The 11,642-nt window shown below is 65.7% G+C and carries 10 protein-coding genes; 8 read left to right on the top strand and 2 right to left on the bottom strand.

Going from position 1 to position 11,642, the window contains the following annotated elements:
• Positions 1 to 161 precede the first annotated feature (161 nt).
• Positions 162 to 2,351 carry a catalase HPII gene (gene katE, locus ABGX75_RS08880; protein ID WP_280512634.1) on the top strand — a complete coding sequence of 730 codons (2,190 nt, stop codon included), beginning with the start codon at positions 162 to 164 and terminating at the stop codon, positions 2,349 to 2,351.
• 180 nt (positions 2,352 to 2,531) lie between these two features.
• Here the strand turns inward: katE and ABGX75_RS08885 are convergent, their stop codons facing one another.
• Entirely contained in the window at positions 2,532 to 3,926 is a 1,395-nt protein-coding gene (locus ABGX75_RS08885; protein WP_347410774.1) for a PLP-dependent aminotransferase family protein, read from the bottom strand.
• A gap of 99 nt (positions 3,927 to 4,025) precedes the next feature.
• Between ABGX75_RS08885 and ABGX75_RS08890 the strand changes: the two genes are divergently transcribed.
• The 3 genes from ABGX75_RS08890 (at position 4,026) to ABGX75_RS08900 (ending at position 6,260) form a co-directional block, all read left to right on the top strand.
• Positions 4,026 to 4,625: a LysE family translocator gene (locus ABGX75_RS08890; RefSeq protein ID WP_011506404.1), complete on the top strand. Its 600-nt coding sequence runs from the start codon at positions 4,026 to 4,028 to the stop codon at positions 4,623 to 4,625.
• A gap of 175 nt (positions 4,626 to 4,800) precedes the next feature.
• Positions 4,801 to 5,046 (top strand): hypothetical protein, encoded by a 246-nt coding sequence (locus ABGX75_RS08895; protein ID WP_011506405.1) that lies wholly within the window; start codon positions 4,801 to 4,803, stop codon positions 5,044 to 5,046.
• Positions 5,047 to 5,270: 224 nt separating this feature from the next.
• Positions 5,271 to 6,260 carry a TerC family protein gene (locus ABGX75_RS08900; protein ID WP_179152294.1) on the top strand — a complete coding sequence of 330 codons (990 nt, stop codon included), beginning with the start codon at positions 5,271 to 5,273 and terminating at the stop codon, positions 6,258 to 6,260.
• Positions 6,261 to 6,292: 32 nt separating this feature from the next.
• Here ABGX75_RS08900 and ABGX75_RS08905 read toward each other — a convergent pair whose 3' ends face one another.
• Positions 6,293 to 7,876, bottom strand: a complete 1,584-nt coding sequence (locus ABGX75_RS08905; protein WP_347410775.1) for an alkaline phosphatase — start codon at positions 7,874 to 7,876, stop codon at positions 6,293 to 6,295.
• Positions 7,877 to 7,996: 120 nt separating this feature from the next.
• Here ABGX75_RS08905 and ABGX75_RS08910 point away from each other — a divergent pair, with 120 nt between their 5' ends.
• The 4 genes from ABGX75_RS08910 (at position 7,997) to ABGX75_RS08925 (ending at position 11,541) form a co-directional block, all read left to right on the top strand.
• The gene (locus tag ABGX75_RS08910) at positions 7,997 to 9,766 is read left to right on the top strand and encodes an SLC13 family permease (protein ID WP_011506408.1); all 1,770 of its coding nucleotides are present in this window, start codon (positions 7,997 to 7,999) and stop codon (positions 9,764 to 9,766) included.
• Between the two features lie 88 nt (positions 9,767 to 9,854).
• Positions 9,855 to 10,532, top strand: a complete 678-nt coding sequence (locus tag ABGX75_RS08915) for an alpha/beta fold hydrolase (protein WP_011506409.1) — start codon at positions 9,855 to 9,857, stop codon at positions 10,530 to 10,532.
• Positions 10,532 to 11,164 carry a DUF938 domain-containing protein gene (locus ABGX75_RS08920; protein ID WP_347410776.1) on the top strand — a complete coding sequence of 211 codons (633 nt, stop codon included), beginning with the start codon at positions 10,532 to 10,534 and terminating at the stop codon, positions 11,162 to 11,164. Before ABGX75_RS08915 ends, ABGX75_RS08920 begins: the two co-directional genes overlap by 1 nt.
• 134 nt (positions 11,165 to 11,298) lie before the next feature.
• Positions 11,299 to 11,541 (top strand): hypothetical protein, encoded by a 243-nt coding sequence (locus ABGX75_RS08925; protein WP_050934496.1) that lies wholly within the window; start codon positions 11,299 to 11,301, stop codon positions 11,539 to 11,541.
• Positions 11,542 to 11,642: the final 101 nt, after the last annotated feature.

Below are 11,642 nucleotides of genomic sequence, written 5' to 3' on the forward strand. Positions count from 1 at the left end.
GTATCGGGCGGTTGGATAGCGCTGCCCGGGCGAGCGGTATTTGCGCTTCTCAGGTGGCCCTGTCTACCTTCAAGGAGAGATTGAAAAAAGCGTGATAACACAGCGTTGTCGAACGGGCAGGCCAGGGAACCGATAGGCCGCGTTCGAATGACGTCTTGCAAGTGCGCGGGGGCCATTCTGCAAACGAGGAGAGTTTGACCATGGCCAAGAACCCCCATACGCATTCCAATAGCGATGAGGCGCACGATACGGCCCACAAGACGACCGAGTCGAGCAAGTCCGATCGCCTGGAAGCGTTTCGCAGCGATGCAAAAGGGCACGACCTGCGTACCAATCAGGGTACTCGGATCGCCGACAACCACAATTCGCTGAAGGCCGGCGAGCGTGGCCCGACCTTGATGGAAGATTTCATCTTCCGCGAAAAGCTCAACCATTTCGACAACGAACGCATTCCCGAGCGCATCGTTCACGCTCGCGGCGCGGCGGCGCACGGCTATTTCCAGCCTTATGCGGCGGCCGCCCAGTACTCCAAGGCAGGGTTGTTTCAGGACCCGGACAAGAAAACGCCCGTCTTCGTGCGGTTCTCCACGGTGCAGGGGCCGCGCGGTTCCAACGATACGGTGCGCGACGTGCGGGGCTTCGCCACCAAGTTCTACACCGACGAAGGCAACTGGGACCTGGTCGGCAACGACATGCCGGTGTTCTTCATTCAGGATGCGATCAAGTTTCCCGACTTCGTGCATGCCGTGAAGCCCGAGCCGCACAACGAGATTCCGCAGGGGCAGTCGGCTCACGACACCTTCTGGGATTTCGTCTCGCTGATGCCGGAAAGCGCTCACATGGTGCTCTGGACCATGTCGGATCGCGCCTTCCCGCGTCATTACCGCAACATGGAAGGTTTCGGCGTGCATACCTTCCGGCTGGTCGACAAGCAGGGCAAGGCACGGTTCGTGAAGTTCCACTGGAAGCCGCTGGCGGGCACTTGTTCGTTGATCTGGGACGAGGCGCAGAAACTCTGGGGGCGCGATCCGGACTTCAATCGCCGCAATATGTGGGACGATATCGAGAGCGGCGATTACCTCGAATACGAGTTTGGCATTCAGGTCATCGAGGAAGAGGACGAGCACAAGTTCGACTTCGATATACTCGATCCGACCAAGCTCATCCCCGAGGAGCAGGTGCCGGTCACCCCCATCGGCAAGATGGTGCTCGATCGCAACCCTGACAATTTCTTCGCCGAGACCGAGCAGGTGGCATTCAATCCGGGCAATGTCGTGCCGGGTATCGACTTCACCAATGACCCGCTGTTGCAGGGACGCCTGTTCTCCTACCTGGACACCCAGATGCTGCGTCTGGGCGGGCCCAACTTCCACGAAATCCCGATCAACCAGCCGGTGTGCCCGTTCCACAACAACCAGCGCGATTCCATGCATCGCCAGACCATCAACAAGGGGCAGGCATCCTACGAGCCCAATTCGATCGATGACGGCTACCCGAGCGAAACGCCGCCGGCACCGGAAAATGGCGGCTTCGAGACGGTCAACGAGCGCGTCGATGCCAACAAGATCCGTGCGCGTAGCGCGTCGTTCGGCGATCACTATTCGCAGGCCACGCTGTTCTGGAATTCGCAGACCGACGTCGAGAAGGAACACATCATCGCCGCCTACACCTTCGAATTGTCCAAGGTGGAGCGGCCGTGGATCCGTGAACGGGTGATCCAGAAGATCCTGCCCAACATCGACCTTGAACTGGCGCGGCGAGTCGGTGAAAACCACGGTATCGAAACGCCTGCCGAGAAACCGGCCCCCGCCGAGGAACTGGGCAATGGCTCGCAACAGGCTTCCGAGGCGCTGAGCCTGATGGCGCGCCTGCCGCATGACATCAAGTACCGCAAGGTGGCGTTACTGGTGGCCGACGGCGTCGATGGCGATCAGGTGGAGGCCCTCAAGGCCAAGCTCGAGGCCGAGGGAGCCAAGGGCATTGTCATTGCACCGAGCATGGCGCCGGTCAAGGCGACCAACGGGCAGCAGGTCGTCCCCGATGCCATGCTCAACGGCTTGCCGTCGGTGACACTGGATGCGGTGATCGTGGTCGGCGGCGCCGAAAGCGCCAAGGCGTTGTCGCAGTCCGGGCTGGGACTGTATTACGTCCAGGAGGCCTACAAGCACCTCAAGGCGATCGCCGCCATCGGCGAGGGTCGGGATCTGCTGTCCGCCGCGGGCGTGCCCACCCAGGAAGACGGTATCTTCCTGGGAGCCACGGTGGACGATGTCTTCACTCCGTTCACCGAGGCGATGGGCCAGCATCGAGTCTGGCCGCGCGATGCCAGGGCCAACAGCATGCCGGCCTGAACGCGTCGCCGGTCGCCGGCCGGTAACGCCTCCCGCACGTCTTGCGGCAGCACGGCAATGTGTCGCCACCGAAACCCGACGGATACGTCCGGCGGGTTTTTTTGTGAGGGGGCGTGCCTGGGTGAGGCACCGTGCTGGGCGAGCGATCGTCGCGCCAGAGGAGAGCCTCGTTCCATCTCCTTACAGCGTCTGCCAGGGCGACGAGGGCGCTTCCGAGAGTGCCTCGTCGATCAGCGACAGCGCCTTTTCCAGTGAGTCGCGATTCGCGGGAGGCCCCAGACACAACCGCAGTGCCTGGGGGGCCGGTTCGCTGCCCATGCAGAAGGGCTCCGGCGTGGACACCTTGACGCCGCGCCTGGCGAGCAGCGTCTGCAGCTCGCTGCTGCGTCGTCCTGCCGGTAGCGGCAGCCAGACCAGCGACGAGCCCTGACGGCTCCGCGCGCCATGTGCTGCCAGGCGGTCCAGCGCCAGCGTGCGACGAGCGGCAAGCTCGTCGATCTGCCAGTGGAGCAGTTCCTGGCTGGCGGGGTTCTCCATCCAGCGGCAGGCCGTCTCGACCATCAGCGGCGCCACCATCCAGCTTTGGGTGCGAATCGCCGTACCCAGCCGCTCCAGCAGATGCGCCGGCACCGTGAGGCTGCCAATGCGCAGTCCGCCGGCCAGCACCTTGGAGGTACTGAAGATGTGCAGGGTGCGCTCTGGCGCCAGCTCGACCAGTGGCGTGCCGCGCTCGGCCTGCGGGAGGTACTGCACGGCGTCCTCGATCAGCCAGATGTCGTGCTCGCGCGCCAGGGCCACCAGTCGCCTGCGACGTGCTTCGTCGAGTCGTGCACCGGTGGGATTGTTGAGATCGGGTGTGGTGTAGAGCGCGCGCGGCGGTTGGCGAGCGCACAACCGGGTCAGGGCATCGAGGTCCATGCCCCCCTCGTCCATGGGCACTGCCATCGGCCGCAGGTGGGCCTGTTGGGCGGCGGAGATGAAGCCCGGGTACGTCAGCGCGTCGCCCGCCACCAGATCTCCCGGCTGGGTGAGGACTTGCAGGGCGAGCTGGATGCCGTGCTGGCCGCCTTGCGTGATGACCAGCCGACTCGGGTCGTCGGGCAGGCCGAGGCTTCCTTGCCAGGCCGCGATGCGCGCCCGTTGCCCCTCGTCGCCGGCCTCCGGCTGGTACTCGGTGGCCGCCTGAAGGGACTGCGGCGAGGCAGTGAGACTCTCGAGGGCGTTTTGAAGTCCCTGACTGCGCAACGGATGCGGCGGCGGCAGGCTCATTCCCATGTCGATCATGCCCTGGTCGACAGGTTGCCCGGCACGAAAACTGGTGGGCGCTTCCCCGAGGGGCTGGCGGACATAGGTACCGCTGCCCACCCGCGAATCGACCCAGCCCTGGCGGTGGGCCGTGGCGTAGGCGCGGGTGATGGTCCCGATGGTGACGCCCAGACGATCGGCCAGTCGGCGTTGGGGCGGTAGCTTGTCGCCGGGGGCCAGATCGCCGCTTTCGACGGCCCTGGCGATGGCCTCGGCGATGCGCCGGTAGCGTGGACCGCCCTCGGGCAGTTCGGGTGTCCAGATTGTCATGGTGACAATAAAACCTTTGACGCTGTTATTGCACTCATTATTCTCACAAAAGAGGGAGACAATAAACCCGTTTGAATAAATTGTGAGGGTACAATCCAGATGGACATGCTGTCCGCTTTCGGGCCCGCTGCCTTGTTCATGATTTCCATGACCATCACGCCGGGCCCCAACAACATGATGCTCACTGCCTCCGGGGCCAATTACGGGTTCCGACGTACCATGCCGCATCTATTGGGCATCATCGGTGGCTGCTTCGTGCTGTTTGCATCACTGGCGCTGGGCTTGGGTGTCGTCTTCGAGCGTTTTCCGCTGGTGCAGACGCTGCTGCGCATCATCGGCAGCCTCTATCTGCTGTATCTGGCCTGGGGCATCGCGACGGCACCGCCGCCGCACTTCGGCGCGAGCGAAGGCCACCCCTTGAGCTTTTGGCAGGCAGCCGCCTTCCAGTTCGCCAACCCCAAGGCCTGGGTGATGGGATTGACGCTGATGGCGAGCTTTCTGCCCGAGGATGGCAACACCGTCGTCAACGCCCTCGTGCTGGCGGGGGTGGCCGAGCTCGTGGGGTTCCCCTGCATCGCGCTCTGGGCGGGATTCGGCACCGCCATCGGACGCTGGCTCAAGGGCCCTCGTGCCTGGCGGGTGTTCAACGTGACCATGGGGGCGCTCACTGCGGCCTGCGTGATCTTCATCCTCGGCTGAGGAGCGCTTGCCCGCATTGCCGCGCGACTCGCACGTGCCGACGGCGGCCCCATACCACACGACGATTGCGCCGATGTGACGCATGGCGGAACTTCGCGCATTGCACTAAAGTCGTAGTGGTAGCCGTGAGTCACACACAACAAGCGAGACAGCAAGTGTATCGGGAGGTCGGGAGATGATTACCCAGGAAGACGTCGAGCTGGCACGCAAGGCGCCGTGGCTGAAGTCACCGCGCGTGGACGACACCAGCCCTGAAAACAGTGCCTTGTTCACGATCGGCACCATCATCGAGGCACGCGTTCGCGAGGCGTCGCGGCCGTTGCGCGAGGTCGTCGACGACATGGCGCGACGTTTCGCGCCCTGGGGGCTGGACTCGCGTCTGGCCGAAACGGCCTATCGCTACGTGCATTGCTGGGGTTGATGTCCTCTTCGGGACGCCGGCGCCGATAAGCGTTGCATTGCGCGGCGCCGCGCCCCACAATGCCGCGCTAGCGGAAGGGGAGTATTCCCGATGCGGGCCGCCCGGCCCGTCGATTCGCGCTGTCATCGTCAGCACGGGCGCAACGCCCCGGTGACAGCGGCTCGGTGCCAACGCCGAGCGGGAGAGACCTTCGGCAACGTTGACCGTTGACCGGAGGTAGACTCATGCACGTTCCCCTGTGGGTATGGCTGGCCACCGTGGCCGGCATCATCGCGCTGTTCGTTTTCGATTTCGTCTGTCACGTACGCAAGCCGCACGAGCCGAGCTTCAAGGAAGCGGCTGCCTGGTCGTGCGTGTTCATCGCCATTGCCGTGGTGTTCGGGGCGGGACTGTGGTTCGTCTGGGGACCGCAGCGCGGCGCCGAGTACTTCGCGGGTTTCATCACCGAGAAGAGCCTCTCGGTGGACAATCTGTTCGTGTTCGTGATCATCATGGCCAAGTTCGCGGTGCCACGAGTCCATCAGCAGAAAGCGCTGCTGATCGGCATCGTCATTGCCTTGATCATGCGCGGCGTCTTCATCGCCGTGGGCGCGGCGGCGATTCATCAGTTCAGCTGGGTCTTCTACATCTTCGGCGCCTTCCTGCTGTGGACCGCCTACAAGCTCGGCAAGGAGAGCTTCAAGGACAGCGACGAGGAAGAAGAGTACCGCCCCAACCTCGCGGTGCGCCTGGCGCAGCGCTGGCTGCCCGCGACCGAGGCGTATCATGGCCAGCGCCTGATCGCGAAGGTCGACGGCAAGCGGGTGGTGACGCCGCTGTTCATGGTGATCGTGGCGCTGGGCTTCACGGACCTGCTGTTCGCGCTGGACTCCATTCCCGCCATCTATGGGTTGACGCGCGAGCCCTATATCGTCTTCACCACCAATGCCTTTGCCCTGCTGGGCCTGCTGCAGCTGTACTTCCTGCTCGGCGGTCTGCTGTCGCGCCTGGTCTACCTGGGCCTGGGGCTGTCGGTGATCCTGGCCTTCATCGGCGTCAAGCTGGTGCTCGAGGCGCTGCACGAGAATACCTTGCCGTTCATCAACGGTGGGCACCCCATCGAGTCGATTCCCGAGATCCCCATCTGGCTGTCGATGACCGTCATCGTCGGGGCGCTGGTGACCACCAGCGTGGCGAGCTGGATCAAGGACCGCCGCGACCGGGTTCGCGCCTGACGCAGGTTCAGGCCACGCATGACGGGGCGACGTCAGGAGGCGTCGCCCCCGTACAGCCTGTGCAGCAAGTCGCGTAGATCGGCCATCGAGCGCGCCGGCGTGTCGCGGGGCGGTTGTGTGCCGCGCACGAAGCCATGCTCGAGAAAGGGGGCGATCAGGTCGGGGTCGCCGCTGACAACGTGCACCGGCACTTCGCGGTCGGGCGTGAAACCGAGCATTCCCGGGGCTGCCTGATGATCGCCGAGCAGGATCAGCAGGCTGTCGGCGTCCACGTCATGCACGGCGTACTCCGCGGCGACCGCCAGCGAGTACGCCAGCGAGGGGCCGTAGCGCTGACGCATGCCCGCGTTGTCTCCCCATTTTTCGAGAAAGTCGCTTCCGGCGTCTTCCCAGCGCGAGAAGCCCTCGCCGTCGCCTATGGCGTCCCAGGGCAGCGGTTCGATCACCGGTGTCCAGGGGGCGTGGCTGCTGATCAGCGCCAGTTCGGCGAATACCGGCTCGGCATGCGCGTCGCGCAGCTGGCGCAGGCGATGCCAGACGAACTGATCGGGGATCGTCACCCAGCCCAGGCGCGGCCCGCGATAGTCGAGTCGGGGGTCGTCGTGGATGGTGTCATAGCCCAGGCGTCGTCCCGCCGGCCAGTCGCGATAGATGGCCGGCATCATCGCCACGCTGGTGTGCCCGCTGCGTTCGAAGTCGTCGACGAGAGTCGCGCGCGGGCTTTCCAGCAGGAGGTCGTAGCGTAGCGTGGAGTCGATCCATAGCCCGCTGAGCACGCTGGCGTGGGCCAGGCGCGACTGGCCGCCCAGCGTGGGCGAGACGAGCCGGCCGCTGGCGACGCTGAGGCCGGCGCGTCCGAACGTCTCGGCCATGGCGTCGAGACGTTGGTTCACCGGTGCCGCGAAGGGCGTGCGTTCCAGCGCGGCCATGCCGTAGGACTCGACGAACGCCAGGATGACGTCGCGCCCCGCGAGTCCGGGCAGGGGGTGCCCCTCGGGGGCATCGAGCGGCGTCTCGCTGCGTGTCAGCTGGGCATCGAAATCGCGCACGGCCGCGTGGGTGGCGTAGGCGCGCGTGACCTGGTCGGCGAGCAGGCCGACGCCGGGCGTGCCGAGCCAGGTCGTGTGTCGGGTGGGGCCGAGCAGCACCAGTCCCGCACTCACGACCAGCACCCCGACGAGAGTGAGACGGGCGGACGGTCGGCGAGGGCGGGGCAAGGTGGCGAGCAGATGACCGAGCCCGCCGCCGATGGCGAGCAGGCCGACGATCGCCACCGCTACCAGCACCAGGCTCGTCGCCAGCCCCAGATTGTCGCGCAGCAATTCCAGGAAGATCGGCAACTGCGCGGGGTCGAGATAGGGGTTGAAGAGGCGGCCGCGTATTTCCTGGGTGACCGTGTTGCCCACGGTGCCCAGCACGACGATGGCGATGAGGGCGCCGGCGGCGTAGCCCAGCCCGCGCCGGGCGTGGCGATGCCCTGGCCACAGGCTCAGGGCGGCGATCAGCATCAAGCCGTCCACGGCCAGCCAGGGCATTGCCGTGACCCCCGTACGCGGGAGTGTCGTGGCGACGAGCGTGACATTGACGAGCAGTAGCGTTAACCACCAGCGGCGCATGCGGGTCCCTCGTTCGCTATAGAACAAAAAGCGTCTAAGTCCATTCCTACAAATAACTTCAGGGAATATTCGCGGTTCGTCACAATGCGCCTATCGTTTTCTGTTTAGGACATTGGCGGTATGCCGTTCGATGCGTGGCTGACGCTGGCCGTGGTGGCGGCGTCGTTCCTGTTGATGGCGCTGAGCCGTCTCGGGCCGGACGTGATTCTCCTGGGCGCGGTCATCGCGCTGTTCGGCGTCGGCATCATCGATGCCGACGAGGCCCTGGGGGGCTTTTCCAACAGCGGCCTGTTCACCGTCGCCTTCATGTACATCCTCGTGGCAAGCATACGCGAGACGGGCGGCATCGACCTGATCATTCGCTACCTGCTGGGCCGGCCGCGACACGAGCTGGGCGCCCAGGGGCGCCTGCTGTTGCCGGTCTCGGCGATCAGCGCCTTTCTCAACAACACGCCGGTGGTGGCGACCTTCCTGCCGGCGGTATTGAGCTGGAGCCGCCGCCTGCGCTTGCCCGCGCACCGCCTGCTGATGCCGCTGAGCTTCGCCTCGATCCTGGGCGGCACCTGCTCGTTGATGGGCACCAGCACCAATCTGGTGGTCGATGGCCTGCTGCGCGAGCGCTATCCCGAGCGTGCCCTGCACCTGTTCGACATCGCCTGGGTCGGCGTGCCCGTGGCGCTGGTCGGGCTGGCCTACCTGATGCTGGTGGGGCGCTGGCTGCTGCCCCGGCGCCGTACCGCATCGGATGTCTTCGAGAACCCGCGCGAGTACACCATCGAGATGCAGGTCGACCCGCAAGGCCCCATCGTCGACAAGAGCGTCGAGGAAGCCGGGCTGCGTCATCTCGAGGGCCTGTTTCTGGTCGAGATCGAACGCGATGGCAACGTGGTCTCGGTCGTGGGGCGCGGCGAGCGCCTCAAGGCCAATGATCGCCTGGTCTTCGCTGGGACCACGGAAGCGGCGGTGGAGTTGCAGCAGATTCGCGGCTTGCGGCCCACCGGTCAGGGGCAGTCGAGCCTCAAGAAGGCGTTCGCCGAGCGGCGTCTGGTCGAAGCGGTGGTCTCCGAGCAATGCCAGTTCCTGGGACGGCGCCTGCGCGAAGGGCATTTCCGGACCTTCTACGGCGCCTCGGTGCTGGCGGTGTGCCGGCATGGCGAGCGCGTATCCGGCAACCTGGGACAGATTCGCCTGCAGGCGGCGGACGTGCTGCTCATGGAGGTGCGCCCGGCGTTCGTCGAGCGGCATCGTCAGTCGCGCGACTTCCTGCTGATCAGCGAGCTCAATGGCCAGGCGCGGCCGCACCACGAACGCGCCTGGGTGGCATGGAGCATCATGCTCGGCGTGGTCGGGCTGGCGGCGTTCGGGGTCCTGAGCCTGCTCAAGGCGGCGATGCTCGGCGTCGCACTGGCGCTGATGACGGGGTGCTGCTCCATCGGCGCGGCCCGTCGTGGACTGGACACCCAGGTGCTGCTGACCATCGCCGCGTCCTTCGGGCTGGGAGCGGCGATGGAAAGCTCCGGTGCCGCCCAGGTCCTCGCCCAGGGCGCCCTGTCGCTGGCCGATGGCAACCCGTACCTGCTGTTGATCGGAGCGTATCTGGTGGTGGCGTTGCTCACCGAAGTGGTCACCAACAACGCGGCGGCGGTGATCGCCTTTCCCATCGTCACCGGTGCCGCGCAGCAACTGGGCGTGGATATCATGCCCTTCGTGATCGCGGTGATGTTCGCCGCCTCGGCCAGCTTCCTGACGCCGATCGGCTATCAGACCAACCTGATGGTCTACGGGCCCGGCGGGTATCGCTTCAGCGACTATCTGCGCGTCGGGGGCGGCTTGAGTGTATTGGTGGGCGCGGTGACGCTGGTGCTGATTCCGTTGATCTGGCCGTTCTGACGCACGCTCGGGAGGCGTGGACAGGGCCGCCCGTTTGCCACATCCTGTGCCTTCTCATCCGCGCAAATCGTTTCAAGGAGCCCAGCCGATGGCCGACTCTTCGCCTCTGATCATCGAACCCCGACAGGCACGCGCGGCGGATGCCACGGTCATTCTCCTGCACGGCCTGGGCGCCGACGGGCATGACTTCGAGCCGCTGGTGCCGGCGCTGCCCCTGGCCAAGGACCTGGCGGTGCGTTTCGTGCTTCCGCATGCGCCGCGCATGCCGGTGACGGTCAACGGCGGCATGGAAATGCCGGCCTGGTACGACATCCTCGACATGAACCTCGGCCGGCGCATCGACGAAGCGCAGCTCAAGGCATCGGCGGACATGGTGCATGGGCTGATCGATGCCGAGATCGCCCGCGGCATCGACAGCCGGCGCATCATCGTCGCGGGGTTCTCGCAGGGCGGTGCGGTGGCCTATCACGCGGCGCTGACGTACCCCAAGCCGCTGGGCGGGCTGCTGGCGTTGTCCACGTACTTCGCGACCGCGACCTCCATCGAGCCCAGCGAGGCCAATCGCGCACTGCCCATCGAAGTGCATCATGGCAGTTTCGATCCGGTGGTGCCCGAGGCGCTGGGGCACGAAGGTGCCGAGCGGGCCGAGGCGCTGGGCTATGCGGTGACCTACCGCACCTATCCCATGCAGCACGCGCTGTGTCCTGAGCAGATCGAGGACATCGGCCAGTGGCTGAACGCTCGGCTGGGCGCGAAGGAGGCATGATGCAGAGCATGGAAACGCCCGAGCCCGGTGACGGCGTGCGTCTTTCCACGCCCGCCGCGAAGCGCAACCGCGAGCCGATCCTGGCGCTGCTGCGCGAGGTCTTGCCCGCCACGGGGTGCGTCCTCGAAATCGCCAGCGGCAGCGGTGAGCATGCCGTGCATTTCGCGACGCACCTGCCCGCGCTCGTCTGGCAACCCAGCGACCCCAGCGCGCAGGCCCGTGGCTCCATCGACGCCTGGCGGCGTCACGCGGGGCTGACGAACCTCGAATCGCCGCTCGCGCTGGACGTCACCGGGTCCTGGCCCGATGCGGCCGACGAGGTATCGGCCATGGTCTGCATCAACATGCTGCACATCTCACCCTGGGCCGCGACCCAGGCGCTCTTGCGCGAGGCCGGCCGGCGCCTGCCGGCGGCCGGCGTGCTGGTGGTGTATGGTCCCTTCATGCGACACGGCGAACACACCGCCGCGAGCAATGCCGCGTTCGACACCGATCTGCGCCGCCGCGATCCGGCCTGGGGCATCAGGTCGCTCGAGGACGTCGCGGCCGAGGCCGAGGCGCACGGGCTCGATCTGCAGCGTGTCGACGAATTGCCGGCGAATAACCTGGGCGTGGTCTTTCGGCGGCGCTGACGACGGTGGCACGTTGCTGCGCTTGATTTCTCGCCCAGGGCCCCAAACACTAGGGGCAGTACATGGATTGTGGCGGCGTCGGCGCAAGCGGCGTGGGTCTCGATCCCTTTCCGCAGGCTCATGGAGGAATGGCGATGAACGAGGACTTTTCCATCGAGATGCGTTTGCCCAAGGGATGCCCGAAATGCGGCAGCCACAAGGTGACGGTCTCCCAGGCGCAGCAACCCGATGACCGGGTGTTCTGCAGTTCATGCAACACCGAGATCGGCGATTATCAGACCGCCAAGCAGATGCTCGACGAGATGCCGCGCAGCGAGAACGAGCAGCTCATCGAGGACGTGGTCAACAACCGCAAGCCGTCTTCCACCGAGGAGTAGCATCTCCGTCGGACGGTCGGCCTTCCGGTTCCGCCGCCCATGCATGATGACAGCGCCCCGGCCGTTCGGCCGGGGCGCTGTGCGTTTCGGGAATGGAAAGC

Source organism: Chromohalobacter sp. (assembly GCF_039830575.1).
Classification (GTDB): domain Bacteria; phylum Pseudomonadota; class Gammaproteobacteria; order Pseudomonadales; family Halomonadaceae; genus Chromohalobacter; species Chromohalobacter israelensis.

Bases quoted from the DNA above. Each gene is read 5' to 3' on its own strand.
- ABGX75_RS08885 (WP_347410774.1), bottom strand. From the start codon at position 3,926: ATGACAATCTGGACACCCGAACTGCCCGAGGGCGGTCCACGCTACCGG.
- ABGX75_RS08890 (WP_011506404.1), top strand. From the start codon at position 4,026: ATGGACATGCTGTCCGCTTTCGGGCCCGCTGCCTTGTTCATGATTTCC.
- ABGX75_RS08895 (WP_011506405.1), top strand. From the start codon at position 4,801: ATGATTACCCAGGAAGACGTCGAGCTGGCACGCAAGGCGCCGTGGCTG.
- ABGX75_RS08900 (WP_179152294.1), top strand. From the start codon at position 5,271: ATGCACGTTCCCCTGTGGGTATGGCTGGCCACCGTGGCCGGCATCATC.
- ABGX75_RS08905 (WP_347410775.1), bottom strand. From the start codon at position 7,876: ATGCGCCGCTGGTGGTTAACGCTACTGCTCGTCAATGTCACGCTCGTC.
- ABGX75_RS08910 (WP_011506408.1), top strand. From the start codon at position 7,997: ATGCCGTTCGATGCGTGGCTGACGCTGGCCGTGGTGGCGGCGTCGTTC.
- ABGX75_RS08915 (WP_011506409.1), top strand. From the start codon at position 9,855: ATGGCCGACTCTTCGCCTCTGATCATCGAACCCCGACAGGCACGCGCG.
- ABGX75_RS08920 (WP_347410776.1), top strand. From the start codon at position 10,532: ATGCAGAGCATGGAAACGCCCGAGCCCGGTGACGGCGTGCGTCTTTCC.
- ABGX75_RS08925 (WP_050934496.1), top strand. From the start codon at position 11,299: ATGAACGAGGACTTTTCCATCGAGATGCGTTTGCCCAAGGGATGCCCG.